The following is a 23,922-nucleotide window of genomic DNA, read 5'->3' on the forward strand; positions in this document are numbered from 1 at the left end:
GGCAGGGCCACGAAATCATTGCACCGCCACGAACGGACGATCAAATCACCGCCATGCAAAGCTTGAAAATCCTGCTGCTCGGCACCGCCATCGGTTCGGCGAGCGTTCTCCCCGCCACCGCCTCCTCGTCCGCCTGGTACAACAGCGAGGGCGGCAAGGTGCGGCTGGTGACATCAGGCAAACCCGACGAGGCCGGCCGCATCCAGGGCGTTCTCGACATCGCGCTCAAGCCGGGCTGGAAGACCTATTGGCGTGATCCGGGCGACGCCGGCGTGCCGCCGCAGCTCAATGTTTCGGCCAGCACCAATATTGCCGATGCCACACTCTCGTTTCCGGCACCGCAACGCCACGACGATGGTTATGGCAAATGGGCAGGCTACAACTATCCGGTTTCGCTGCCGGTGGTGTTCAAATTGTCGGCAGCGAAGGATTCGGCCGTCATCGACGCCGACGTCTTCCTCGGCATTTGCGAAACGATCTGCATACCGGTGCAGACGCGGCTGACGGTCGACCCTGGTTCCGACCCCGACAATGCGGACGATGCAGCGCTGGTGAAGGCCAGTTTCGCGGCGTTGCCGGCGCCCGCGAGATCGGATTTCGGCATCAATGTCCTGCCGGGCGATCATGAGACGCTGGTTGTCGAGGCGAGTTTTCCCGGTGACCCCGACGCGGCGGATTTCTTCGTCGCCGGCGAGCAGGATTACATGTTCGGCGCTCCTTCCCGCAGCGAAAAGGACGGCAAGCTGATCTTCACCGTGCCGATCCTCGACCGCCCCTCGGCAACGCCAACGGATGGCGGACTTCACTACACGCTGACGAGCTCGGCCGGTGCCGTCGAAGGGCTGCTGCCTTTCCCTTGATCCAGCTTGCCCGAACGGTTGCAGGACGCCGCCGAGTTCGCTACGCAAGCATGCATCCTTCCCATTCTCCAAGCGAGGAACTCATGACCATTTCCGTCGGCGACAAGCTGCCCGAGGTAACGTTCAAGACGATGACCGATGACGGCGCCAAGACGATCACCTCAGCCGAGATTTTTCCGGGCAAGAAAGTGGTCCTGTTCGGTGTTCCCGGCGCCTTCACGCCGACCTGCAGCAACAACCATCTGCCCGGCTATCTCGAAAACCATGACGCCATCCTGGCCCGCGGCGTCGACACCATCGCCGTCGTGTCGGTCAACGACGTCCATGTCATGGGCGCCTGGGCGCGCTTCACTGGCGGTGAGGGCAAGATCCTGTTCCTCGCCGACGGCAGCGGCGATTTCGCCAAGGCGGTCGGCCTCGACAACGACCTTTCCGCCGCCGGCATGGGCCTGCGCTCGAAGCGGTTTTCGATGATCGTCGACGACGGCAAGGTCACCGCGATCAATGTCGAGACCAAGCCCGGCGTCGACGAGTCGGGCGCGGCTCATATTCTCGGACAGCTCTAGGCTTCAACGGTCGCGTCGGGCGGGCCGCAAGGCTGACCTCGCCCGAGGACCGCTTGCACCCCAGAACTGCCGGCTTTCGGGGGGATCCCAAGGATGTTTGACGTCTTCTGGCGCGCCGTCGTGATCGGCATCGGCGCCACGGTGCTGATGGATCTCTGGGCCATCCTGCTCCACAAGGCGTTTGGCCAGCCACGGCCGAACTGGGGACCGGTCGGTCGCTGGGTCTGGCATCTCACCGACAAGGTCTTTCACGATGATATCGGCGACGCGGCAGCCTACGCGCACGAAGTGGCGCTGGGCTGGGCGTTTCACTATTTCGTCGGCATCGTCTACGCCATCATCCTGGTAGTGCTGGCTGGAACGGACTGGCTTGCCGCGCCGACCTTCCTGCCGGCCTTTATCCTTGGGATCGTCACCGTCGGCGCCGGCTGGTTCCTGCTGGCGCCCGGCGTGGGTGCCGGATGGGCAGCCTCGAGGCGGCCCAATCCGATGCGGATCCGGGCGCTGAACCTGGTGGCGCACACGGTCTTCGCGCTCGGACTTTGGGGAACGGCGCTGCTGATACGCTGAGAGTCTAGGGCTGTTCCAGCCTGTCGATCGGCCGCCATCCATGGATGACGCGGCGGGCGCCGATATCGTAGGCAAAATAGTTGCCGCCGCCGGCCGGTTGGTCCGCCTCGCGGCTGATCTCCCGCCCGCTAAGAGACAGCAGCAGGAGCGTTCCAACGCCTCCATGGCCCACAAACGCAATGTCATCGGCGTCATTGCCGTCGAGCACGACCGCGACCTCGCTCACGATACGGTTCTGAGCATCGATGGCCCGCTCCCACCCGCGAATGCTTTCGCGCGGGTGGGCGAAGAACTGGTCGGCGACCGCTTCGAACTCCGGCGGCGGCAGGAAGCCGGTCGCGGACCGGTCATTCTCATGCGTCCGCTCCCTGACCTCGACCGCAAGGCGGCGATGGCTTGCCAGGATTTCGGCCGTTTCTATTGCCTTGCGTTCGCCCGACGACACGATGCGCCGGACTGCACCGACCCATGGCTGATCGAGCATGGCAACGGCTCTCGCCCGCCCGACGTCGGACAGCCCCCATTCCGGCACGGGAATGGCGGCATCAATCTGAACCTGGGGATGCGTGACATAGTAGAGGATCGGCACGATCGAGGTTCCTGCCTGAAAGTGGACCGGCTGCCGGAACTCAATAGCTCTGGGTCGACCGACGCGCCCTCGCGGCCATCGGCTGCTTCGGCTGGGCATCCGGCTTCGGCGCTGATACCGCCGGCTTGAAGGAGCCCCTCTTGAACGGCGCCATGCCTTCCCGCGCGAGCTCGTCGGCGCGCTCGTTCTCGGTGTGGCCGGCATGGCCCTTCACCCAGTTCCAGGTGACCTTGTGGCGTCGGTTCGCTTCATCCAGCGCCTGCCACAGCTCACCGTTCTTGACCGGCTTCTTGTCGGCGGTCTTCCAGCCGTTCTTCTTCCAGCCATGGATCCATTTGGAAATGCCGTCCATGACATATTTGCTGTCGGTGTGAAGCTCGACCGTGCAGGGTTCCTTCAGCGCATTCAGCGCCGATATGGCCGCCAACAACTCCATGCGGTTGTTAGTCGTTTCGGCCTCGCCACCGGAAAGCTCCTTGGTGGTGCCGTTGAAGCGCAGGATGGCACCCCAGCCACCAGGGCCGGGATTGCCCGAACAGGCGCCGTCGGTGAAGATTTCAACCTGTTTGCTCATGACACCCATATCAGGCCAATCCATATTCCGAAGCAGATTTGATCGCCCGATGGAACCGCATCCGCCTGATATATTCGGTCGGGTCGCGTTTCATGACCAGGCCGCCATCGGGAACGGTCAGCCAGTCGTAGAGCCGGGTCAGCATGAAACGCAGCGCCGAACCGCGAGCCAGCATGGGCAGTGCCGCCTTTTCCTCTTCGCTCAGCGGTCGCACGCTCTGATAGCCGGCGAGCAGTGCCTTGCCCTTGGTGAGATTGAAGGAGAAATCCTTCTCGAAACACCAGGCGTTGAGGCAGGTGGCGACGTCGTAGGCGTAGAGGTCGTCACAGGCGAAATAGAAGTCGATCAGGCCGGACAGTTTTTCGCCCAGGAAGAAGACGTTGTCCGGAAAAAGATCGGCATGGATGATGCCTGCCGGAAGGCCTTTGGGCCAGTTGCGCGCGAAGTCGGCGAAGTCGGCGTCGACCTCGGCCGCCAGGCCTGGCTCGACCTCGTCGGCCCGGTCGCGGGCCGCGTTCCACAGCTTGCGCCAACCGTCGATGGCGAGCGCATTCGGGCGGGTCATCGGAAAATCGGCACCGGCCAGGTGCAAGGCGGCCAGCGCCTTGCCGACCTCGGCGCAGTGCGTCGCCGTCGGCCGCCGCAGTGAGAGGCCTTCGAGAAAGGTGATGATGACCGCCGGCCGGCCGGCCAGCGTGCCGATGACGCTGCCGTCATGCGCGGTCACCGGCAGCGGGCAGGACACGCCCTTGTGGGCGAGATGGCCCATAAGCCCGAGGAAAAACGGCAGATCCGCCTTGTCGACCCGCTTCTCATAGAGCGTCAGTATGTAGGAGCCGCTGGAGGTGTGCAGCAGGAAGTTGGAGTTTTCAGTGCCTTCGGCGATGCCCTTGTAGGACAGCAGATCGCCGACCGGATACTGCTTAAGGAAAGCGCCGAGTTCGCCCTCCGCAACGTCGGTATAGACCGCCATCTGCCTTACGCGGCCCCATTGACGAAGGCCATGTCGGCCGGCGTCAGTTCGACATCGCGCAGTACCCGCATGACCGGAAAATCCTCTGTTTCGGTGGCCGTGATGGCCAGGTCGATGGTGACATCGAAACGCTGGCGGAACGCGTCGACGATCTCGTCGACGATGATCTCCGGCGCCGATGCCCCGGCCGACAGGCCAAGCGTTGAAATGGTGCCGATGTCATTCCACGGAATTTCGGCGGCGCGCTGCACGAGAAGCGACATTGTGGCGCCGGCACGCTCGGCCACTTCGACAAGGCGCCGCGAATTGGAGGAATTGGGAGCGCCGACGATCAGATAGAGATCAGCGCCCGGGGCGGTGTCCTTGACCGCCTCCTGGCGGTTGGTGGTGGCGTAGCAGATCGATTCCGCCGCCGGCGCCTGTAGATCGGGAAAGCGCTCCCGCAACGCACGGATGATGCCGGCGGTGTCCTCGACCGACAGCGTGGTCTGGGTGACGAAGCCAAGCGCCTTCGGATCGGCGGGCACGAGCCTGGCGGCATCGGCCTCGGTCTCGACCAGCGTGACAGCGCCCTCCGGCAATTGCCCCATCGTGCCGATCACCTCGGGGTGCCCGGCGTGACCGATCAACAGCACATGGCGGCCAAGCCGCTGATGGCGCATCGCCTGTTTGTGGACCTTGGAGACCAGCGGGCAGGTAGCGTCGAGATAGAACAGATTGCGCGCCTGCGCGTCCGCCGGCACCGATTTCGGCACACCATGCGCCGAGAAGACGACCGGCGACTGCCGGTGTTCGGCCGGGATCTCGGAGAGTTCTTCGATGAAGACGGCGCCAAGGCTCTGCAGCCCTTCGACAACGTAACGGTTGTGCACGATCTCGTGGCGGACATAGACCGGTGCGCCGTATTTCTTCAGCGCCAGCACAACGATCTGGATGGCACGGTCAACGCCGGCGCAGAAACCGCGCGGCTGGCAGAGCCGGATCGTCAGCGGAGGCTTGTTGGTTGTCTTATGCATTAAATCCTGGCCGGTTCGTCATCGCCGAAATGAGGTGCCTAGCCCTGCCCTGTCAAGGGCGTCGGTAGAAAGGGGGCGTCGGTAGAAAGGGGGCATCGCGCGCGGTCATTCTTCTTTCGCGGGACGGCGAAGCCGCAGGATGAGCACTGCGGCGAGTGCCACGGCAAGCCCATACCAGGTGACGGCATATTGCAGATGGCTGTTCGGCAGATCGATGATGGTGACGCCGCCGATCGGCAGACCGCCGGGATTCGGCGTCTTGTCGGCATCGATGAAGATCGGCACCAGCGTGAACCCGGCCGGCAGGCCGGCGCTCGCCGCCATGGCATCGCGGTCCTTCCAATAGAAGATGTTCTTCGCCACGTCATTGTCGGGAAGCATCATCGACGGCTTTGCCGGCAGCGGATTGCGGGCAAGCCCGGTGATAGTCACCTTGCCTGGGATCTGCCCCTCGGCACGCTTGGCCGGGTCTTTCAGATCATAGGGTATGAAACCACGATTGATCAGCACGAAGCGGCCATCGTCGAGGGCAAGCGGCGTGTAGACATTGAAGCCGGCGTCACCTTCCCAGGTCGCGTAGAAATGCCGTTCGCCCGAATGCAGGAACGTGCCGGAGACCGTGACCGGCGTGTAGTCGACGTCGCCGGTCGAGGTGAATTCCTTCTCGACTTCGGCCAGCGGCAGCGGCGCCGAATGCGTGCGCTGGTCGATGGTCTGCAGGAGACCTTCCTTCCAGTGCAGGCGCTGGACTTGCCATGTGCCGAGCGCCAGCAAGATCAAAAGCAGCACCAGACCAAGGCCGAGCAGCAATGCCGATCGTGGCCGCGAACGGCCGGCACCTTTGATGGTTGCTTCGCTCATTCGCCGCGGTCCAGCCTGCCTTCGGCCGCCTTGTTGGCATATTGGAGAGTGAGCAGCACACCCTTGATCAGTCGCAGCGCCGTCAGGCACAGCACCAGGGCCAGCGGGATCCAGACCAGCAGATGCAGCCACAGCGGCGGGCTCAGCGTCACCTCGACCCAGAGCGCAAGGCCGACGATGATGAACCCGATGATCAGGATGACGAAGACCGCCGGTCCATCGCCCGCATCGGCGAAGGAATAATCGAGGCCGCAATTGACGCAGCGTTTGCCGACGGTGAGGAAGCCGGAAAACAGGCGCCCTTCGCCGCAGCGCGGGCAGCGACCGTGCAAGCCGGCCGAAATCGGTTCGATCGGAGGCCAGATCGCCTTGTCTTCACTCATCGCTACCGCTCGATCTCTATCGGTGTCCCATCGGCCACCAATGCCCAGATTTCGTCCATGTCGGAGTCCGTAACGGCAATGCAGCCATCAGTCCAGTCGACCAATTGAAGCAGCCAGCCCCACCAGCCTAAACCATTCGGCAATCATTGCGCCGAAAAGAAGAAGGCGGCCACGTCGCCGCGGCCGCCCTCCCTGAAATCCAATCGCAAAGGCCGGATCAGTGGCCTTCGATCACCGCACCAGCCGATCCCCAGACATAGATCGCCGAGAACAGGAACAGCCAGACCACGTCGACGAAGTGCCAGTACCAGGCTGCCGCCTCGAAGCCGAAATGCTGCTTGGGGGTGAAATCGCCCTTCATCGCGCGGATCAGGCAAACCAGCAGGAAGATGGTGCCGATGATGACATGGAAGCCGTGGAAGCCGGTCGCCATGAAGAAGGTAGCGCCGTAGATGGAATCCTTGAAGCCGAACGGAGCGTGTATGTACTCATAGGCCTGCACCATGGTGAACAGCATGCCGAGGCCGACGGTCAGCACCAGGCCGTTGACAAGGCCCTTGCGATCGCCATGGATGAGCGAATGGTGCGCCCAGGTGACCGTGGTGCCCGACAGGAGCAGGATGATGGTGTTGTAGAGCGGCAGGTGGAAGGGATCGAGAACCTCCATGCCCTTCGGCGGCCAGACACCACCGGTAAATGTGTGGCGCGCATAGTTCTGCACCTCGCCTGCAAAAAGGCTGGCATCGAAATAGGCCCAGAACCAGGCAACGAAGAACATCACCTCCGAGGCGATGAACATGATCATGCCGTAGCGCAGATGCAGCGACACGACGCGCGTGTGATGACCCTCATGCGCTTCCTTGATCGTGTCCGACCACCAGGCGAACATGGTGTAGAGCACGATCACCAGGCCGATGAAGAACAGCCACGGATTGGCGATGTTGTGGCCGAAGATCGGGAAGGAGCCACCCTTCAAATACTCCATGAGGCAGACGCCGCCGAAGGCCATGACGAGCGCCCCGATCGAGCCCAGGAAAGGCCATGGGCTCGGGTTGACGAGATGATAGTCATGCTGTGGTTTTGCGTGCGCGTCTGCCATATCAACCCCCGAGATTTGCTTCGGTATCTGAAATTGTCTTGCTGGTGCCTTGGACCGGCTCCGAAGAGGCAACCGGCTTGTTCTTCTCGACCGGGAACATCGTATAGGACAGCGTGATCGTCTTCACGTCCTTCAGTTCCGGCACATTCACGATATCGGGGTCCACGTAGAACAGGACCGGCATGTCCAGCGTCTCGCCCGGCTTCAGCGACGTATCGGTGAAGCAGAAACACTCGACCTTGTTGAAATACGGGCCCGCCAGTTCCGGCTGCACGTTGAAGGTGGCGCGGCCGGTTACGGCGCGATCGAACTTGTTGGTCGCCTGATAATGCGCCTGCACGGTCTCGCCGATCTTCATCGTCATCGAGCGCTGGACCGGCTGGAATTCCCACGGCACGCCGGCAATGTTGGCATCGAAGCGCACGGTGATCTCACGATCGAGCACACGGCCGGCATATTGCTTCTCGACACGTTGCGTCGTGCCGCCATAGCCGGTCGCCTGGCAGAACATCTTGTAGAGCGGCACGGCGGCATAGGCCATGCCGATCATGCCGGTGAAGAAGGCAAGGCAGACAGCCGCGACGATGCGGTTGCTGTTCTTGCCGGCCGGCTTTTTGGACGTCTCGACGCTCATCACATCGTGCCCAGATTGTGGCCGAACTTGACGATCGTGGCGATGTAGAAAATGACGACCAGCACCGCCAGCGCCACGCCTATGGCGATGGACCGGCTGCGCTGGGCCTTCCTCTGACGCTCGGTCAAGGTGACCGTCTCGAGCTTTTCCTCGACCATGATCATGCCCCACCCATGGCAAGCGCGCGTTCGACAACGCTGTCGGCCAGATAGGCAGCGAAGATGGCGAAGAGATAAAGGAGCGAATAGGCAAACAGCGCCTTGGCCGGCTTCATGATGCGGTCGCCATCGGTCATGCCGAGCACTTTCCAGGCGTACCAGACGAAGCCAATACCAAGCAGGATGGCGGCTATGCCATAGAAAGGCGTCGTATAGCCGAGCAGCCACGGCGCCACGCCGACCGGGGCCAGCACCAGCGCATAGGCGAAGATCTGACGGCGGGTCGAAGCGTGGCCGGCGACATTGGGCATCATCGGGACGCCGGCACGCTCATAATCCCCGGACTTGAACAGCGCGAGCGCCCAGAAATGCGGCGGCGTCCAAAGGAAGATGATCAGGAACAGGACGATGCTCTCCACGCTGACCGATCCGGTCACCGCCGCCCAGCCGATGACCGGCGGAATGGCGCCGGCCGCGCCGCCGATGACGATGTTCTGCGGCGTCCAGCGCTTCAGCCACATCGTATAGACGACGGCATAGAAGAAGATGGTGAAGGCCAGCAGCGTCGCAGACAGCCAGTTGACCAGCACGCCGAGCGTCATCACCGACAGCACCGACAGCACCAGGCCGAAGCTGAGCGCCTCGTGCGGCTGGATGCGGCCGGACGGCACCGGACGGCTTGCGGTCCTGGTCATCACCGCGTCGATGTCGGCGTCGTACCACATGTTGAGCGCGCCCGAGGCGCCGGCGCCAATGGCGATGGACAGGATGGCGATCACCGCCAGCAGCGGGTTGATGGTCACCGGGGCGGCGACCAGTCCGACAAAGGCGGTGAACACCACCAGCGACATGACGCGCGGCTTCAGCAGGGCGAAGAAATCGCCCGCCGTCGCTTCCGACATGCGGAAGCCCGCTTCGTCAATGCTGGTTTCGTCGACTAGGGCCATGCGTACTCAGTCCATCATTCCGTTGGCCGAAACCGCCGGCGTGCCGGCGGTTTCGTATTCGGGCGGGAGCCGCCTTACTTGATCTTCGGCAACTGCTCCCACTGGTGGAACGGCGGCGGCGAAGGCAGCTGCCATTCCAGCGTGGTGGCGCCCTCGCCCCATGGGTTGGCACCGGCGATCCGCTTCTTCTGGAAGGCTTCGAACACGCAGTAGAGGAAGATCACCACACCGACGGCCGAGATGTAGGAGCCGATCGACGAGACATAGTTCCAGCCGGCAAACGCGTCCGGATAGTCGATGGTGCGGCGCGGCATGCCGGCCAGGCCAAGGAAATGCTGCGGGAAGAAGATCAGGTTGACGCCGACGAAGGTGACCCAGAAGTGGGTGTTGGCGATGACGGGCGAATACATGTAGCCGGTCATCTTGGGGAACCAGTAGTACCAGCCGGCGAAAATGGCGAACACCGCGCCCAGCGACAGCACGTAGTGGAAGTGGGCGATGACGAAATAGGTGTCGTGCAGCGAGCGGTCGAGGCCGGCATTGGCCAGCTGAACGCCGGTGACGCCACCGATGGTGAACAGGAAGATGAAGCCCAGCGCCCACAGCATCGGCGTCTTGAACGAGATCGACCCGCCCCACATCGTGGCGATCCAGGAGAAGATCTTAACGCCCGTCGGCACCGCGATGACCATGGTGGCGAAGACGAAATAGCGCTGCGTGTCCAGCGACAGGCCGGTCGTATACATGTGGTGCGCCCAGACGATGAAGCCGACGGCGCCGATCGCGACCATGGCGTAGGCCATGCCGAGATAACCGAACACCGGCTTCTTCGAGAAAGTCGAGACGATGTGGCTGATGATGCCGAAGCCCGGCAGGATCAGGATGTACACTTCCGGGTGACCGAAGAACCAGAACAGGTGCTGGAACAGCAGCGGATCGCCGCCGCCATCGGGCGCAAAGAAGGTGGTGCCGAAATTGCGGTCGGTGAGCAGCATGGTGATGCCGCCGGCCAGGACCGGCAGGGACAACAGCAGCAGGAAGGCGGTGACCAGTACCGACCAGGCGAACAGCGGCATCTTGTGCAGCGTCATGCCCGGAGCGCGCATGTTGAAGATGGTTGTGATGAAGTTGATGGCGCCGAGGATCGACGAGGCACCGGCGATGTGGATCGACAGGATCGCCAGATCCATGGCCGGTCCGGGCTGACCCGAGGTCGACAACGGCGGATAGAGCGTCCAGCCGCCGCCGACGCCGAAGGCGCCCGGCGCGCTCGGCACGAACATCGAGGTGAGCAGCAGGATGAAGGCCGGCGGCAGCAGCCAGAAGGAGATGTTGTTCATGCGCGGGAACGCCATGTCGGGCGCGCCGATCATGATCGGCACCATCCAGTTGGCGAAGCCGCCGATCAGCGCCGGCATGACCATGAAGAAGATCATGATCAGCGCATGCGCGGTGGCAAAGGCATTGTACATGCTCTTGCCGCCGTCGATCGCGGCGTCGCCGTTCATGCCGTAGACCATCTGGGCCAGACCGCTGAAGATCTGGATGCCAGGCTCCTGCAGCTCCATGCGGATGGCGACCGATAGCGCGCCGCCGATGATGCCGGCCATGATCGCGAAGATCAGGTAGAGCGTGCCGATGTCCTTGTGGTTGGTCGAATAGACCCAGCGCACCCAGCCATGATAAGGCTTGTGGTCGTGGCTGTCGTGAGCTGCAGCGTCTGCCATGTTCCGCTCCGTTCCCTAAATCTTGCTAACCCGCGGCATCAATTGCCGGCGGCCGCTACCTTGTTCTGGCCATCGACCTCGGCCATCAGCGTCTTGTTGGCGCCGGGCAGATCGGTCTTGGCCGCAGCCAGCCAGGTCTTGAACTGCGCGTCGGAGACGACGCGGATGGCGATCGGCATGAAGGCGTGGTCCTTGCCGCAAAGCTGCGAGCACTGGCCGTAATAAAGACCTTCCTTCTCCGCCTTGAACCAGGTCTCGTTGGTGCGCCCCGGAATGGCGTCGATCTTGATGCCGAAGGACGGCATGGCGAAGGAGTGGATCACGTCAGTCGCGGTGACGAGAACGCGCGTCATCGTGTTGACCGGCACCACCAGCTCATTGTCGACGGCGAGCAGGCGCGGGTAGACCTTGCGATCCTCCTTGCCGGCCTTGACGCGATCGCCATCCTGGAGGATGGCCGAATTGAAGGAGAGCGTGTTGTCGGTCTGGTATTCGTAATCCCAGTTCCACTGGTTGCCGGTCGCCTTGACGGTGAGCTTGGCTTCTTCCGGCGGAGTGTACTGCGCGGTCAGGAGCTGGAACGAGGGAATGGCGAGGCAGAGCAGGACCACGACCGGGCCGACGGTCCAGATCACCTCGATCAGCGTGTTGTGGCTGGTCTTGGAGGGAACCGGGTTTGCGCTCGCGCGGAACCTGACGATGCAGTAGGCGAGGAGAAGCAGCACCAGAATGGTGATCGGGACGATGAACCACATCGTATAATTTCCGAACCATTCGATCTGCCGCATCATGTCGGTCGCCGGCGCCTGGAAGGTCGTCTCCCACGCCACGGGCTGATCGGCATGGGCGGACGTACCGGCGAAAAGCGCGGTGGCAGCCCCAGCACTGGCTAGAAACTTGGCGTCTGCTAGGAAATTTCTCATCGCCCTCTTCGTCTCCCAGTCCCTCGCGGCGGCGCCAACGAGAATAACGAACAATGCCGGGACGGGAATCCCGACAGTCTCAAGCTGGTTCAAACCATACTCTTTTTCCCTCCGCAAGAAAGGAGCGGAGGAAACTGTGCGGCATTTTTGCGCGCAAGCCGAGACGGCTCTTCCGGGGCAGCGGCGAAGGCGGCGAATCGCGTATGTTCGGCCGGTTGCCCGGCTCATGTTGGCAAGGTGCGCGATGCGTCGTAATTCAGGCGAATTTGGCAGGGAAAAGCGCTGGATTGCCTGTTTCGGGACAGTTCCGCAGCGGTCTCGTCCTTTACTTGGCATTGGCGCGGCTTAAAGTGCCGTGATTCGCAATGGAGCCGTCATGAACTCTTGGCTTTCGAGACTGGGGCATACGAGACCGGGGCTTTCGAGCATCTTGGTCAAGGCCATGTTTCTTGCCGCCCTGTCCGCGGCCAGCCTGTTCGTCGCCGGTCAGACCAATGCCGCCCAGCCGAGCGGCACGGTGCGCTCGACGCATGGCGCATGGTCGATCATCTGCGACACGCCTGCCGGCGCCACCTCCGAACAATGCGTGATGATGCAGAATGTCGTCGCCGAGGACCGTCCGGAGATGGGGCTGTCGGTGGTCGTGCTGCGCACCGCCGACAACAAGGCCGAGATCCTGCGCGTGCTGGCGCCGCTCGGCGTGCTTTTGCCGAACGGGCTCGGCCTCAATGTCGACGGCAAGGACATCGGCCGCGCCTATTTCGTGCGCTGCTTCCAGGACGGCTGCTATGCCGAGGTCATCCTCGAAAAGCCGCTGCTCGACACGTTGAAGACCGGTACGTCGGCGACGTTCATCGTCTTCCAGACGCCTGAAGAAGGCATCGGCATCCCTGTCGACCTCAAGGGTTTTGCCGACGGCTTCGCCGCCCTCCCCTGATCCCTTGCTTTGCGCGGAACCGGGTTCTGACTCAGCTTTCGTGAATGCCGCATGGGCCGGCCGTTGCCATTCGTCGACCCTGATCCTCATTGCCGATTGTGCGGGCGCGGCTTCGCGCCTACATCGGGGGAAAGCAATCTTCCCACGGACGGACGCGCCATGAACAGCCTGATCGGCCAATTCGATATTTCCGACGATCGCATCAAGCAGATCGTCGCCGACACCATCAAGGGCGCCGATGACGGCGAACTGTTTCTTGAATACAGCGAGAGCGAGGCGCTGATGTTCGACAATGGCCGGCTGAAGACCGCCAATTTCAACACCGACCAGGGTTTTGGCCTGCGTGCGGTCGCGGGTGAAGCAAGCGGCTACGCACATTCGAGCGACCTCTCCGAAGCCTCGCTGCTGCGCGCGGCCGCTGCCGTCTCGACGGTCAAGGGTGGTTACTCCGGTACGCTTGCCGCCGCGCCCGCCCGCACCAACCGCCATCTCTACGGCGACGAGAACCCGATCCCCTTGCCCTCCTTCGAGGCCAAGGCAAAGCTGCTGCAGGAAATCGACGCCTGGCTGCGCGCCGAGGACCCACGCGTGCGCCAGGTGACGGCCTCGCTCGCCGCATCCTGGCAGCATGTCGAGATCGTGCGCGCCGACGGCCAGGTGGTGCGCGATATCAGGCCGCTGGTCCGTATCAACGTCTCGGTCGTGGTCGGCGACGGCGACCGCCAGGAAAGCGGCTCCTACGGCATGGGCGGACGCAAGGCATTCGACGACTTCCTGATCGAGGACAGTTGGAGGCATGCCGCCAAGGAAGCGCTGAGGCAGGCGCTGGTCAATCTCGAGGCCATCCCCGCCCCGGCCGGCACCTTCGACATCGTGCTGTCCAGTGGCTGGCCGGGCGTCATGCTGCACGAGGCCGTCGGGCACGGGCTGGAAGGCGATTTCAACCGCAAGAAGACGTCGGCCTTCGCCGGGCTGCTGGGCCAGCAGGTCGCTGCCAAGGGCGTCACCGTCGTCGACGAGGGCACCATCCCGGAGCGGCGCGGCTCGCTCACCGTCGACGATGAGGGCACGCCTACGGCCCGCAATGTGCTGATCGAGGACGGCAAACTGGTCGGCTACATGCAGGACCGGCAGAACGCCCGGCTGATGGGCATGAAGGCCACCGGCAACGGCCGGCGCGAAGGCTATGCGCACCAGCCGATGCCGCGCATGACCAACACCTACATGACGTCGGGCGACATGGAGCCGGACGAGATCATCGCCTCGGTCAAGAACGGCATCTACGCCGTTTCCTTCGGCGGCGGCCAGGTCGACATCACGTCGGGCAAATTCGTGTTCGGCTGCACCGAGGCCTACATGATCGAGAACGGCAAGGTGACGCAGCCGATCAAGGGCGCGATGCTGATCGGCAATGGGCCGGACGCCATGCACCGCGTCTCGATGGTCGGCAACGACATGAAGCTCGACAATGGCATCGGCATGTGCGGCAAGGCCGGACAGGGCGTGCCGGTTGGCGTCGGCCAGCCGCATCTGAGGATGAACCAGATGACGGTGGGCGGCACCAGGGTTTGATGGGGACCTTATAGCCTTGAAATCAGCGTCACCTCCGACTATCTTACGTTTGTCTTACATTGAGGCAAGCGACAATGGCCGGCTCCGAAAAGCTCACCACCACCGTCTCAACCAAGGGGCAAGTGATCCTGCCGAGCGCCATCCGCAAACGCAAGGAGTGGGGCGCCGGCACTCGGCTGGTGGTCGAAGACACGCCTGAAGGCGTTCTCTTGAAGTCGGCACCTGCCTTCGCCGCTACCCGGCCTCAAGACGTCTTTGGTTTGCTGCCTCATAACGGCAGGCCGAGGACGCTTGAAGACATGGATGCGGGCGTTCTCGCCGAAGCACGGCGGCGGCATGCTCGCGATTGATACCAATGTCGTCGTTCGGTACCTGACGAACGACCATCCCGAGCAATCCCCGCGCGCCCGCCGCGTGATCGATGACCGACCCGTATTTGTCGCCGTGACGGTCATGCTGGAAGCCGAATGGGTGCTGCGAAGCGCTTACGGCTATGATCAGGCCGCTATCGTCGGAGCTTTGCGGGCGTTCGGCGGCCTTCCCACGGTTGAAATCGAAGACGCGGCAATTGTCTCTTCCGCGCTCGATCTGGTCGAGACCGGTGTGGATTTCGCAGATGCGCTGCACCTCCGCAAGTCCGCGCATTGCACGGGATTTGCGACCTTCGACCGCAAATTGATCAGGGCCGCGCAGGCAGCGGGGCTCGGGGACGTGCAAGAAGCATAGCGCGATGCATGGCGGAGTGGCGCCGCGCTGCGTTGCGGGCCGCGAACACGAACATGTTAACACCTTCTTAAATGTTTAATTGATCGCGCACGATCGCCACACTACTTTTGATCGGTGCTCTCGTGCGGTGGTGTTGCCAGTGCTGCGTTCCCTCGACGTCCTGACTTCCTCCTTCCTGCTTGGCTGTGTTTCGCTGTTTGGCGCAACGTCGCTGAATGTCGGTTCGGCGTCAGCGCAATCCACCGTGCCCAAGCAGTCGACATTGTTCGGGAAGACGCAATCATCCTCGGGCGCCTCACTCTCCGCCGCGGTTGGCGGCCCCACCAGCGTCCCCTACGGGTGGGTCGATTTCTGCCATCGCCGACCAAAAGAGTGCAAGGTGCCCGCACTGCCGGCCACGAACGTCAAGCTGACCGCGCAGACCCTGCGCATCCTCAAGCGGATAAATCAGAAGGCGAACAGTTCCATCAAACCGGTCAGCAATTTCGATCACTGGGGCACGATGATGGACCACTGGGACTATCCGGTGGACGGCAAGGGCGACTGCAAGATCTACGCGCTCTACAAGCGCAAGCTTCTCATGGAGGCGGGATTTCCCCGGCAGGCGCTGCTGATGACCGTGGTGCACGACCTCGACAATGAAGGCCACACCATCCTGACGGTGAAAACCGACAAGGGCGATCTGGTCCTCGACAATCTGATCGACGAAATCAGGCCCTGGAACGTGACCGGCTACTACTTCGTGAAACGCCAGTCGCAGCAGAACCCGAATATCTGGGTGTCGATCAACCGGCGAGGCGGCACGCCGCAGACCCTCACGAACGTTGCCAAGCTCGTAGACTGAGCAACCTTTCACCGCAGCGGTCCAAGCGCCACGGACTGTCGACGCGTTTTCAGCGCTCGGGATGGTGGATTCCGCGACCGTCCGGGCTCGCGCGTCTTGCCGTGCAGCTTCTTGGCGTGCGCGAGTGCGGAACATTGCTTGGAGATCGCGGTCTTCTCCGGCGTGATGGCAGACGCCGCGACCAGCGACGCGTTTCAAGCCTTTGTCTCATGCATGTCCCGACCCAAGCCGAACCACCTCCGGCCGACATGTGCTATTTCTTGCAAGCGGGCTCATTGGGGTGCCCGCAAGACGGCTGCTTGCCGGCCGGCGGCTGGGGCGGCCTTGGCTGTGCCGGCCGCTGCTGCTGCATTTGCTGCTTAGGCTGGGCGTGGAACTCCGGTCTCTGCGCCTTAGGCTGAGCCTGCACCTTCAGCTGCGTGTTGCCGTTGTTGACCTTGAATTTCTGCTGGACACTGCCACCACTGTTTCCGTTGGCAGGCAAACTGTGGAATTTCGGCCCATTGCCATTGACCTGGGCCCCACCATTGCCTTGCCCATTGGCCTGGCCGTTCAGCTGGCCGCCGCCTTGATTGTGAAGCTTCTTGAACTTGCCGTTGGGTGGGTTCTGGCCTGAATTCTGGCCATTGAACGCCGATGGGCTGTTCATCCCATTCGCCGCAGACGTGCCGTTGGCGCCCGGAATCTTGCGCAACTTGGCATTCTTGCCGGTACCGTTCTGGCCTTGCCCGTTGCCCTGGCCGTTGGCGCCGTTTTGCCCATTCGCCACCGGGTTGCCGGTCACGGCGCTTCCACCGGCCGTGGCCTGCTTGTTCAGGAGCTTGCCGGACTTGTTCTTGGGCAGGTTCTGTCCATTGAGCACCGGCTTGCCATTGACGAGTGGCAGCATCTTGCCGTCGGCGCTGGGCAAGGCATGACCCGTCAGCTTCTTGGCAGGCAATGTCTTCGACAGCGGCGTGACACCGCCCGGCTGCTGGCCGCCCTGCCCCGGCTTCAGCGGGATGCCGCCCGGGTTCTGCTTAGGCAGATTCGGCTTGTTGGGCAGGTTCTGTCCATTCAGCACCGGCTTGCCATTGACGAGCGGCAGCGTCTTGCCGTCGGCGCCGGGCAAGGCATGACCCGTCAGCTTGTTGGCGGGCAATGTCTTCGACAGCGGCGTGACACCGCCCGGCTGCTGGCCACCCTGCCGCGGCTTCAGCGGGAGGCCGCCCGGGTTCTGCTTGGACAGCACGGTTTCCTTTTTCTGCAGGAAAGCCGGCAACGCCACCTTCGTTGCCAGCGCCGCCGCACCCAGGCCCACAGCGCCAGCAGTCAGTTTCTGGCCGGTGGTGAGGCCACCACCCTGGTTGTTGTTCTCGTTGATCGTCGTGTTGTTGATGATGGTGGTGTTGTGGATGTTGTTGAAGATGACGTCGTTCGGCGGCGGGGAGATGTCACGCGGCGGGTTCACCCAGGCGGGCACCGGCACGAAAACAGGCGTCGGCAGAAGGAAGATTCCGACCGGCGGCGGCGGTGGTGCCAGTTCAATGAAGTCGCGCGGCCGCGGCGGCAGGAAGATGACCGCCACGCGTGGCGGTGGCGCGAAATCGAATTCCGGGTCGTCGAAGTAGAGCACGGGCCGGTCGACATAGACGATCTCATCGGGCGGTGGCGGCGGCACGTCGTAGGCGTAGACGGCAAAACCCTGCGGCGGTTCGAGCGCGGCATCGAAATGCTCAAGCCTGCGCCTTGCGTCCCAGGCGTGCGGACCGTGCGGATAGCGATCGAGATAGGACCAATAGGCTTCGGGCGTGTCCCTCAGCCAGGTCTGGCGCCAGGTGATCGCCTCGCGCCGCGCCGCCAGGATCGCGCGCACCCGCCTGGCCATCGGATCGTGGGGATAGGCGACCAGAAAATCCTCGTAGCCGCGCATCGTGTCGCGATCGAGAGCCGCGATATAGGCATCATGCGCATCGAAGTCGCGGATTTCCTTGGTCCGCATGGCGCCCACCTCGGCTAACGACATCTGCTGCGGCGGGGCATCCGGCCCGCGGTCGAAGAAGACGAAAGGCTCCGTGATCTTGGAGGCGTTCCAGGGCAATTCCGCACCCTGCGTCACCTCGTTCACGCGCAGCCGCGCGCGGTCGAAGACATCACCGAGCTGCAGGCCGCCATCCCTGATCATCTCGGCAAGCGCCTGCGCATAGGCGCCGTAAGGCCCTTCGCCTTCCGGCGCGATCGTGCCCGGGGCGGCGTTGAAGGCGATCAGCATGTTCGGGTCGGGATCGACCAGTGCAAGGCCGCCGGCCAGCGGCTGGTTCGACTTGGCGAAGGAGTTTGGCCGCGCCGCGTCGAGCACGACGATGTTGACTTTGTTCGGCAGCGCTGCAAGCGGCTTGGTGAGGTCGGAGATCCGCACCGCGGCCATCGGCACATCAGCGGCATTGGCGATCTGAGCATCGACGGGCGCGAAGTAGTTCTCGCCCTCGAACTGCAGGCCCTGGCCGGCCAGATAGACAAACACCACCGCGTCGGGACCGGCTGCCGTCACCTTGGCGAGGAAATCGCGATAGGCGCCGCGCAGCGATTCCTGGTCGACGTCGCGCGCGCCGACCACGTCGAACCCCGCCGCTTGCAAAGTCTGGGCAATCAGGCCGGCATCGTTGGCCGGCGTCGTCAGCGCGCCCGCCGGATAGGCGGCGTTGCCGATGACGAAGGCAAGGCGCTTTTGGCTTTGCGCCAGCGCCGCTGCCGTCGACCCGAACGCGAAAATGGAGAGGGCAAGGAAGAAAGCGAGAAGTTTCGAGACCGTCCGCATTACGATCATCCGTCAGGTGAGTGTGCCTATGCTTCCGCCCCAGCCAGACTAGGCTGGTACAAGAAGGCGGCTTTGCGGCGTCAATCCGTCCGCTTTGGGCCGGGAGCGGCTGAAGTGGCTGGTCTCAACGAAACGTGATCACGGGCCGACGTCAGCCGCGCCTTTTCCTGGGCTTTTCCAGCAGGGCGACAGCCTCGACATGGGACGACCACAGGAACTGGTCGATCGGCGTCACGCTTTTCAGGGTGTAGCCGCCGTCGATGAGGATGCGCAGGTCGCGAGCCAGCGTCACGGGATTGCAGGACACCGCGGCAACGTAGGGAACATCCGAGCGGGCGATCTGCTTCGACTGGTCCTCGGCGCCGGCACGCGGCGGATCGAAGACAAGGCCGTCGAAGGCGTTCAACTCCTTGAACGTCAGCGGCCGGCGGAACAGGTCGCGGCGCTCGGCCGTCACCCGCTTCAGGCCGGTCGCGAATCGTGCCCCCCGGTCGAGCGCCGAAAGGGCCGCCGCATCGCCCTCCACCGCATGAACTTCCGACTTCGCGGCCAACCGCAAGGCAAAGCTGCCGCAACCGGCGAAAAGATCGACGACCTTCTTGGCGCGCTTCAGATGTGAGCCGACGATCTCGGCCATGGCCTGCTCGGCGGCCTCGGTCGCCTGCAGGAAGGCGCCGGGCGGCACGGCGACAGCGACGCTGCCGAACATGACCACGGGCTTCCTCGGTTCGATGATGATCTCGTCATCGATGGACAGCCTGGCAAAGCCTTGCGCCAGGACAAAGTTGGAAGCGATGCGGCGCTGGTGCTCGCCAAGCTTGCCGGACTCATGCACAGCGACGTCGAGGCCCGAACCCGTCACGGTGACCGCCATCCGGAACGATTTGGTGGTCGCGCATATCAAGTCGGCGAGCGCCCTCAACCGGTCGAGTGCTGCGACGATCTCGGGCAGCGAGATCGGGCATTCCGATATGGCAATGATTTCCGGCGAGAGGTGACGGTTGAAGCCGAGCAGCATGCCCGTCTCGGCGCGCCGGGCGGCGAGCACGACACGGCGGCGCGTGTGCGGCGCACAGGCGACCAATTCGTCGATGCTGCAATCGATGCCCTTCAGGGCGTGCACCACCTTGTCGCGTTTCCACTGGCGATAGGCTTCGGCCTCGAAATGCTGGAGGGCACAGCCGCCGCATTCGGTGAAATGGCGGCAGGCGGGTTCGATGCGCAGCGGCGAGGCCTCCAGCACCGCCATCAGCGCGGCACGATCCCGTTCGCGCGCGGCGGTGACGGTCTCGCCGGGCAGCGTGAAGGGGATGAACAGGTCGCCGCTTTCGGTTTCGGCAATGCCGTCGCCCTGGGCGCCAAGCTTTTTTATGGTGAAGCGCGCGCTCATCGATCCTTGATCCCACCAAGCAGGAATTCGCGATTGCCGTCGCCGCCTTCGATCGGCGACAGATGCAGGCCGAGCGAACGCCAGCCCGGAACGGCGTCCAGCCAATCCTGCAACAGGCCGGCGACACGGGCGGCATCGAAGGGGTCTTTCAACAGGCCGCCCTTGCCGATCGCCTCGCGACCCGCCTCGAATTGCGGCTTGACCAGAAAGAGCGCGGCAGCACTAGGCTTCGCGACGGCGAGCGCCGGCGGCAGCGCCAATCTCAGCGAGATGAAGCTGACGTCGGAGACGATGAAATCCGGAATGCGGCCGGCAAGATCCGCGGCGGTGAGGTCACGGGCATTCAGTCCCTCGATGACCGTCACGCGCGGGTCCTTGCCGACATCGGGATGCATCTGGCCGTGCCCGACGTCGATGGCGGTGACGTGGGAGGCACCACGCTCCAGCAGCACCTGGGTGAAGCCGCCGGTCGAGGCGCCGATGTCGAGGGCCTCGCGGCCGGCCGGATCGAGGCTGAAGTGATCGAGCCCGCCGAGGAGCTTCAGCGCCGCGCGCGAGACATAGCCTTGCGCCGGATCATCGATGGCAACAAGGCATTGCGGCGAAACGTTCTGGCCGGGTTTGCGGGCAAGGACGCCGTCAACCATCACCGTGCCACGCTCGACCGCGTCGCGGGCACGCGAGCGGCTGGCAAACAGCCCGCGCTGGACGAGCAAGTCGTCGAGCCGCTGGCGGGTGCTGGCTGGGGGAGGCGAGTTCATCGGCCTTCATGGCGAAAGCCGGCAGCGAAGGCAAGGACATTGGGGCGGGATCAGGAACATCGTCGAAAAGCGAGCGAACGCACCAAGCCGCCGCACCGCTTGCGGGTATCGCATCAACCCGGCACAATGTTGAGGAGGGGCGCCGTTTATCCGAATGCGAGGGCACGGATGCTAACAGGAACCTGCCACTGTGGTGCAGCCCACTGGACCCTGGAGGGCGATCCCGGGCCGATCACCGCCTGCAGCTGCACGCTTTGCCGTCGCTATGGCGTGCTCTGGGCTTATGACTATGTCGACGAACGCATCCGCGTTGCGGGACCGATGGGCAGCTACACGCGCGCCGGAAAGGACAGCCCGTCGCTCGAAATCCTGTTCTGCCCGACCTGCGCCTGCGTGCTCGCCTGGCGTGGTTTGCGCGCAGAGGCGTCTGGCCAAACGCGCATCGCCGTCAATGTAAGGCTGGCGCCACCCGAGGCGGTCGCCGATCTGCCGATCGACCATTTCGATGGCCTCGACACATATGACGACCTGCCCCGCGACGGCCGTTGCGTGCGCGATATGTGGTTCTAGAAGATGGTGCGCGGAACCTGGCGCTCGATGGCCGGGGACAAACCCTCGTCGCGATCCCCTGAGGCTTGCACGGCAGGATGCTCGGTGGCGGTGGCGGGCGGCGGAACAGGATCCGGCAGGACGACCAGTTGCGGCACCTGCTTGTAGGAAAAGCCGCCGCGGATATCGCCCATCTTGCCGGCGATGATGCCCATCGCCGCCTTTTCAAGGCTGCGATCATAGCGCGTTTCGGCGACGGCCGGCGCGACGATGACCGCTGAAAGCGCCACGCCGCACAGAAGCGTTCTCATTGTTGTTTGTCTCCCTGCCTGATCACCGATCTAGCAGGGCGCCGTTGAAAAACGGCCAAGGGACACGGTAAGCAGAATGCCAAACGGCAGCGTTAACAATGCGTTAAGACGTCAAGCCGGCAAACTGATTGAAGCCGCTGAGACTTTGATTCAGGCGCGCTGGGCGCGGGCTGTATGGCCGAGGGCGACAAATACTGTGCGCACGATGCCGGCCGCATCGAGACCGGCATCGGCATACATCTTCTCCGGCTTGGCGTGGTCGGTGAAAATGTCGGGCAGCACCAGCGGGCGCACCTTCAGGCCGCCTTCCAGCAGTCCTTCATGGGCAAGGAACTGCAGCACATGGCTGGCAAAGCCGCCGATGGCGCCCTCCTCCACCGTGACCAGAACCTCGTGCGAGCGGGCGAGCCGGCGGATCAGATCCTCGTCGAGCGGCTTGGCGAAGCGGGCATCGGCAACTGTGGTTGAAAGCCCGGCCGCACCGAGTTCCTCGGCAGCGATCAGGCAATCCTGGAGGCGCGTCCCGAACGACAGCAGCGCCACCTTTGTGCCTTCCCTGACGATGCGGCCCTTGCCGAGTTCGAGCACCGAGCCGCGCTCCGGCATGTCGACGCCGACGCCGTTGCCGCGCGGATAGCGGAAGGCGATCGGGCCATCATCGTAACTCGCGGCGGTGCGCACCATGTGGCGCAGCTCCGCCTCGTCGGCGGCCGCCATCACGACAAAGCCCGGCAGGCTTGCCAGGAAGGTGGTGTCGAACGCGCCGCAATGGGTGGCGCCATCGGCGCCAACGAAGCCGGCGCGGTCGATCGGGAAACGCACCGGCAGCTTCTGGATGGCGACGTCATGGACGACCTGGTCGTAGGCGCGCTGCAGGAAGGTCGAATAGATCGCCGCGAACGGCTTGTAGCCTTCGGTCGCGAGACCGGCGGCAAAGGTCACCGCATGCTGTTCGGCAATGCCGACATCGAAGGTCCGTGACGGGAACACTTCGCCGAACAGATCAAGCCCCGTGCCGCTCGGCATGGCGGCGGTGACGGCGACGATGCGGTCGTCCTCGCGGGCTTCCCCAATCAGGCTTTCGGCGAACACCTTGGTGTAGGCCGGTGCGTTGGCCGGCGCCTTGGCCTGCGCGCCGGTGATGACGTCGAACTTGTTGACGCCGTGGTACTTGTCGGCGGCGGCCTCCGCCGGCGCGTAGCCCTTGCCCTTCTGGGTGACGATATGGATCAGCACCGGGCCTTCGCCATTGTCGCGGACGTTTTTGAGCACCGGGATCAGATGTTCGAGATTGTGGCCGTCGATCGGGCCGATATGGTAGAAGCCGAGCTCCTCGAACAGCGTGCCGCCGGTGACGTATCCGCGCGCATGCTCGACAGCCCTCGTGATCGCACGATCGGCGCGCTTGCCGAGATAGGATGTCAGCTTCTTGCCGAAGTCGCGAAGGCCGGCATAAGCCTTGCCCGAGGCGAGACGCGCCAGATAGGCGCTCATGGCGCCGGTGGGCGGCGCGATCGACATGTCATTGTCGTTGAGGATGACGATGAGCCGGGCATCGAGCGCGCCGGCATTGTTCATCGCCTCATAGGCCATGCCGGCCGACATGGCGCCGTCGCCGATGACGGCGATGACGTTGTTGCGGCCGCCGGAGAGGTCGCGGGCGGCTGCCATGCCGAGGCCGGCCGATATCGATGTCGAGGAATGCGCGGCGCCGAAGGGATCGTATTCGCTCTCTGCGCGGCGGGTGAAGCCGGACAGGCCGCCTTCCTGGCGCAGCGTGCGGATGCGGTCGCGGCGGCCGGTCAGGATCTTGTGCGGATAGGCCTGGTGGCCGACATCCCAGATCAGGCGATCGTCCGGGGTGTTGAAGACATAATGCAGCGCCACCGTCAGTTCGACCACGCCGAGGCCGGCGCCGAGATGGCCGCCGGTGCGCGACACGGCGTCGACCAGTTCGAGGCGAAGCTCGGATGCCAGTTGCGGCAGCTCGCTCTCGTCAAGCGCGCGCAGATCCGCCGGGATGCGGACCTTGTCGAGAAGCGGCGTATGCGGCGTTGCGTTCACGGGAGCTCAGGCTTTCTGTTCAACGGCGGGATAAGCCGCCGGCCGGCGAAAGTAAATGCGTGTCGGTGACGCGGATCTATCAGGTCCCCTC

At 63.7% G+C, this 23,922-nt stretch carries 26 protein-coding genes and 1 pseudogene; 9 read left to right on the forward strand and 18 right to left on the reverse strand.

Features of this window, described 5'->3' with window-relative positions:
- Nucleotides 1–53: 53 nt before the first annotated feature.
- The 3 genes from CK227_RS00415 (at nucleotide 54) to CK227_RS00425 (ending at nucleotide 1,996) form a co-directional block, all read left to right on the forward strand.
- A complete protein-coding gene (locus CK227_RS00415; protein ID WP_095771021.1) occupies nucleotides 54–860 on the forward strand; it encodes a protein-disulfide reductase DsbD domain-containing protein in 807 nt (268 codons plus the stop codon).
- A gap of 83 nt (nucleotides 861–943) precedes the next feature.
- The gene (locus tag CK227_RS00420) at nucleotides 944–1,426 is read left to right on the forward strand and encodes a peroxiredoxin (RefSeq protein WP_038645430.1); all 483 of its coding nucleotides are present in this window, start codon (nucleotides 944–946) and stop codon (nucleotides 1,424–1,426) included.
- Between the two features lie 93 nt (nucleotides 1,427–1,519).
- Nucleotides 1,520–1,996 carry a DUF2938 domain-containing protein gene (locus tag CK227_RS00425; RefSeq protein WP_095771022.1) on the forward strand — a complete coding sequence of 159 codons (477 nt, stop codon included), beginning with the start codon at nucleotides 1,520–1,522 and terminating at the stop codon, nucleotides 1,994–1,996.
- A 4-nt stretch (nucleotides 1,997–2,000) separates the two neighbouring features.
- Here the strand turns inward: CK227_RS00425 and CK227_RS00430 are convergent, their stop codons facing one another.
- The 13 genes and pseudogenes from CK227_RS00430 to coxB form a co-directional block, all read right to left on the reverse strand.
- A complete protein-coding gene (locus CK227_RS00430) occupies nucleotides 2,001–2,585 on the reverse strand; it encodes a histidine phosphatase family protein (RefSeq protein ID WP_095771023.1) in 585 nt (194 codons plus the stop codon).
- Nucleotides 2,586–2,625: 40 nt separating this feature from the next.
- The gene (gene rnhA / locus CK227_RS00435; protein WP_095771426.1) at nucleotides 2,626–3,159 is read right to left on the reverse strand and encodes a ribonuclease HI; all 534 of its coding nucleotides are present in this window, start codon (nucleotides 3,157–3,159) and stop codon (nucleotides 2,626–2,628) included.
- Between the two features lie 10 nt (nucleotides 3,160–3,169).
- Nucleotides 3,170–4,132 (reverse strand): homoserine kinase, encoded by a 963-nt coding sequence (locus CK227_RS00440; protein ID WP_095771024.1) that lies wholly within the window; start codon nucleotides 4,130–4,132, stop codon nucleotides 3,170–3,172.
- Between the two features lie 5 nt (nucleotides 4,133–4,137).
- On the reverse strand, nucleotides 4,138–5,148 hold the full coding sequence (gene ispH / locus CK227_RS00445) for a 4-hydroxy-3-methylbut-2-enyl diphosphate reductase (protein WP_095771025.1): 1,011 nt from the start codon (nucleotides 5,146–5,148) through the stop codon (nucleotides 4,138–4,140).
- A 105-nt stretch (nucleotides 5,149–5,253) separates the two neighbouring features.
- Nucleotides 5,254–6,009 (reverse strand): SURF1 family protein, encoded by a 756-nt coding sequence (locus CK227_RS00450; RefSeq protein ID WP_179296349.1) that lies wholly within the window; start codon nucleotides 6,007–6,009, stop codon nucleotides 5,254–5,256.
- Nucleotides 6,006–6,392 carry a DUF983 domain-containing protein gene (locus CK227_RS00455; RefSeq protein WP_095771026.1) on the reverse strand — a complete coding sequence of 129 codons (387 nt, stop codon included), beginning with the start codon at nucleotides 6,390–6,392 and terminating at the stop codon, nucleotides 6,006–6,008. The genes CK227_RS00450 and CK227_RS00455 overlap by 4 nt, the downstream gene beginning before the upstream one ends.
- 2 nt (nucleotides 6,393–6,394) lie before the next feature.
- Nucleotides 6,395–6,532: pseudogene (locus tag CK227_RS00460) on the reverse strand (L,D-transpeptidase family protein); the annotation flags it as partial.
- Between the two features lie 77 nt (nucleotides 6,533–6,609).
- The gene (locus CK227_RS00465; protein ID WP_095771027.1) at nucleotides 6,610–7,491 is read right to left on the reverse strand and encodes a cytochrome c oxidase subunit 3; all 882 of its coding nucleotides are present in this window, start codon (nucleotides 7,489–7,491) and stop codon (nucleotides 6,610–6,612) included.
- A gap of 1 nt (nucleotide 7,492) precedes the next feature.
- Nucleotides 7,493–8,125: a cytochrome c oxidase assembly protein gene (locus CK227_RS00470; protein WP_095771028.1), complete on the reverse strand. Its 633-nt coding sequence runs from the start codon at nucleotides 8,123–8,125 to the stop codon at nucleotides 7,493–7,495.
- Nucleotides 8,125–8,289, reverse strand: coding sequence for a hypothetical protein (locus tag CK227_RS00475; protein ID WP_179296350.1), 165 nt, complete (start codon nucleotides 8,287–8,289; stop codon nucleotides 8,125–8,127). Before CK227_RS00475 ends, CK227_RS00470 begins: the two co-directional genes overlap by 1 nt.
- Nucleotides 8,286–9,230, reverse strand: coding sequence for a heme o synthase (locus CK227_RS00480; RefSeq protein WP_095771029.1), 945 nt, complete (start codon nucleotides 9,228–9,230; stop codon nucleotides 8,286–8,288). The genes CK227_RS00475 and CK227_RS00480 overlap by 4 nt, the downstream gene beginning before the upstream one ends.
- Before the next feature lie 74 nt (nucleotides 9,231–9,304).
- Nucleotides 9,305–10,957: a cytochrome c oxidase subunit I gene (ctaD, locus tag CK227_RS00485; protein WP_095771030.1), complete on the reverse strand. Its 1,653-nt coding sequence runs from the start codon at nucleotides 10,955–10,957 to the stop codon at nucleotides 9,305–9,307.
- A 38-nt stretch (nucleotides 10,958–10,995) separates the two neighbouring features.
- Entirely contained in the window at nucleotides 10,996–11,880 is an 885-nt protein-coding gene (gene coxB, locus CK227_RS00490) for a cytochrome c oxidase subunit II (protein ID WP_095771031.1), read from the reverse strand.
- Nucleotides 11,881–12,256: 376 nt separating this feature from the next.
- Here coxB and CK227_RS00495 point away from each other — a divergent pair, with 376 nt between their 5' ends.
- The 5 genes from CK227_RS00495 (at nucleotide 12,257) to CK227_RS00515 (ending at nucleotide 15,959) form a co-directional block, all read left to right on the forward strand.
- Nucleotides 12,257–12,817: an invasion associated locus B family protein gene (locus CK227_RS00495; protein ID WP_095771032.1), complete on the forward strand. Its 561-nt coding sequence runs from the start codon at nucleotides 12,257–12,259 to the stop codon at nucleotides 12,815–12,817.
- Nucleotides 12,818–12,976: 159 nt separating this feature from the next.
- Nucleotides 12,977–14,389, forward strand: coding sequence for a metalloprotease TldD (gene tldD, locus CK227_RS00500; protein WP_095771033.1), 1,413 nt, complete (start codon nucleotides 12,977–12,979; stop codon nucleotides 14,387–14,389).
- A gap of 74 nt (nucleotides 14,390–14,463) precedes the next feature.
- Nucleotides 14,464–14,739: an AbrB/MazE/SpoVT family DNA-binding domain-containing protein gene (locus CK227_RS00505; protein ID WP_095771034.1), complete on the forward strand. Its 276-nt coding sequence runs from the start codon at nucleotides 14,464–14,466 to the stop codon at nucleotides 14,737–14,739.
- Complete coding sequence (locus tag CK227_RS00510) at nucleotides 14,726–15,115, forward strand: type II toxin-antitoxin system VapC family toxin (RefSeq protein WP_095771035.1); 390 nt, start codon at nucleotides 14,726–14,728, stop codon at nucleotides 15,113–15,115. Before CK227_RS00505 ends, CK227_RS00510 begins: the two co-directional genes overlap by 14 nt.
- 82 nt (nucleotides 15,116–15,197) lie before the next feature.
- On the forward strand, nucleotides 15,198–15,959 hold the full coding sequence (locus CK227_RS00515; protein ID WP_245318057.1) for a transglutaminase-like cysteine peptidase: 762 nt from the start codon (nucleotides 15,198–15,200) through the stop codon (nucleotides 15,957–15,959).
- A 253-nt stretch (nucleotides 15,960–16,212) separates the two neighbouring features.
- On the opposite strand, the gene CK227_RS00520 is transcribed toward CK227_RS00515, so the two are convergent.
- From CK227_RS00520 to CK227_RS00530, 3 genes are all read right to left on the reverse strand, one after another.
- Nucleotides 16,213–18,765, reverse strand: a complete 2,553-nt coding sequence (locus CK227_RS00520; RefSeq protein WP_095771036.1) for a caspase domain-containing protein — start codon at nucleotides 18,763–18,765, stop codon at nucleotides 16,213–16,215.
- 142 nt (nucleotides 18,766–18,907) lie between these two features.
- Nucleotides 18,908–20,146, reverse strand: a complete 1,239-nt coding sequence (locus tag CK227_RS00525) for a class I SAM-dependent RNA methyltransferase (protein WP_095771037.1) — start codon at nucleotides 20,144–20,146, stop codon at nucleotides 18,908–18,910.
- A complete protein-coding gene (locus CK227_RS00530; protein WP_095771038.1) occupies nucleotides 20,143–20,907 on the reverse strand; it encodes a TlyA family RNA methyltransferase in 765 nt (254 codons plus the stop codon). The genes CK227_RS00525 and CK227_RS00530 overlap by 4 nt, the downstream gene beginning before the upstream one ends.
- Nucleotides 20,908–21,075: 168 nt before the next feature.
- Here CK227_RS00530 and CK227_RS00535 point away from each other — a divergent pair, with 168 nt between their 5' ends.
- Nucleotides 21,076–21,477 (forward strand): GFA family protein, encoded by a 402-nt coding sequence (locus CK227_RS00535; protein WP_095771039.1) that lies wholly within the window; start codon nucleotides 21,076–21,078, stop codon nucleotides 21,475–21,477.
- Here CK227_RS00535 and CK227_RS00540 read toward each other — a convergent pair.
- Nucleotides 21,474–21,767, reverse strand: a complete 294-nt coding sequence (locus tag CK227_RS00540; RefSeq protein ID WP_095771040.1) for a hypothetical protein — start codon at nucleotides 21,765–21,767, stop codon at nucleotides 21,474–21,476. The genes CK227_RS00535 and CK227_RS00540 overlap by 4 nt on opposite strands.
- A 150-nt stretch (nucleotides 21,768–21,917) precedes the next feature.
- Nucleotides 21,918–23,831 (reverse strand): 1-deoxy-D-xylulose-5-phosphate synthase, encoded by a 1,914-nt coding sequence (gene dxs / locus CK227_RS00545; RefSeq protein ID WP_095771041.1) that lies wholly within the window; start codon nucleotides 23,829–23,831, stop codon nucleotides 21,918–21,920.
- Between the last annotated feature and the right edge of the window lie 91 nt (nucleotides 23,832–23,922).

Source organism: Mesorhizobium sp. WSM4308 (genome assembly GCF_002294905.1).
Lineage (GTDB): Bacteria > Pseudomonadota > Alphaproteobacteria > Rhizobiales > Rhizobiaceae > Mesorhizobium.

Coding starts and splice junctions, on each gene's coding strand:
- coxB (WP_095771031.1), bottom strand. CDS start 11,880: ATGAGAAATTTCCTAGCAGACGCCAAGTTTCTAGCCAGTGCTGGGGCT.
- CK227_RS00495 (WP_095771032.1), top strand. CDS start 12,257: ATGAACTCTTGGCTTTCGAGACTGGGGCATACGAGACCGGGGCTTTCG.
- CK227_RS00415 (WP_095771021.1), top strand. CDS start 54: ATGCAAAGCTTGAAAATCCTGCTGCTCGGCACCGCCATCGGTTCGGCG.
- CK227_RS00530 (WP_095771038.1), bottom strand. CDS start 20,907: ATGAACTCGCCTCCCCCAGCCAGCACCCGCCAGCGGCTCGACGACTTG.
- rnhA (WP_095771426.1), bottom strand. CDS start 3,159: ATGAGCAAACAGGTTGAAATCTTCACCGACGGCGCCTGTTCGGGCAAT.
- ispH (WP_095771025.1), bottom strand. CDS start 5,148: ATGCATAAGACAACCAACAAGCCTCCGCTGACGATCCGGCTCTGCCAG.
- CK227_RS00475 (WP_179296350.1), bottom strand. CDS start 8,289: ATGATCATGGTCGAGGAAAAGCTCGAGACGGTCACCTTGACCGAGCGT.
- ctaD (WP_095771030.1), bottom strand. CDS start 10,957: ATGGCAGACGCTGCAGCTCACGACAGCCACGACCACAAGCCTTATCAT.
- CK227_RS00520 (WP_095771036.1), bottom strand. CDS start 18,765: ATGATCGTAATGCGGACGGTCTCGAAACTTCTCGCTTTCTTCCTTGCC.
- CK227_RS00480 (WP_095771029.1), bottom strand. CDS start 9,230: ATGGCCCTAGTCGACGAAACCAGCATTGACGAAGCGGGCTTCCGCATG.
- tldD (WP_095771033.1), top strand. CDS start 12,977: ATGAACAGCCTGATCGGCCAATTCGATATTTCCGACGATCGCATCAAG.
- CK227_RS00535 (WP_095771039.1), top strand. CDS start 21,076: ATGCTAACAGGAACCTGCCACTGTGGTGCAGCCCACTGGACCCTGGAG.
- CK227_RS00510 (WP_095771035.1), top strand. CDS start 14,726: ATGCTCGCGATTGATACCAATGTCGTCGTTCGGTACCTGACGAACGAC.
- CK227_RS00440 (WP_095771024.1), bottom strand. CDS start 4,132: ATGGCGGTCTATACCGACGTTGCGGAGGGCGAACTCGGCGCTTTCCTT.
- CK227_RS00505 (WP_095771034.1), top strand. CDS start 14,464: ATGGCCGGCTCCGAAAAGCTCACCACCACCGTCTCAACCAAGGGGCAA.
- CK227_RS00455 (WP_095771026.1), bottom strand. CDS start 6,392: ATGAGTGAAGACAAGGCGATCTGGCCTCCGATCGAACCGATTTCGGCC.
- CK227_RS00540 (WP_095771040.1), bottom strand. CDS start 21,767: ATGAGAACGCTTCTGTGCGGCGTGGCGCTTTCAGCGGTCATCGTCGCG.
- CK227_RS00450 (WP_179296349.1), bottom strand. CDS start 6,009: ATGAGCGAAGCAACCATCAAAGGTGCCGGCCGTTCGCGGCCACGATCG.
- CK227_RS00425 (WP_095771022.1), top strand. CDS start 1,520: ATGTTTGACGTCTTCTGGCGCGCCGTCGTGATCGGCATCGGCGCCACG.
- CK227_RS00470 (WP_095771028.1), bottom strand. CDS start 8,125: ATGAGCGTCGAGACGTCCAAAAAGCCGGCCGGCAAGAACAGCAACCGC.
- CK227_RS00420 (WP_038645430.1), top strand. CDS start 944: ATGACCATTTCCGTCGGCGACAAGCTGCCCGAGGTAACGTTCAAGACG.
- CK227_RS00465 (WP_095771027.1), bottom strand. CDS start 7,491: ATGGCAGACGCGCACGCAAAACCACAGCATGACTATCATCTCGTCAAC.
- CK227_RS00525 (WP_095771037.1), bottom strand. CDS start 20,146: ATGAGCGCGCGCTTCACCATAAAAAAGCTTGGCGCCCAGGGCGACGGC.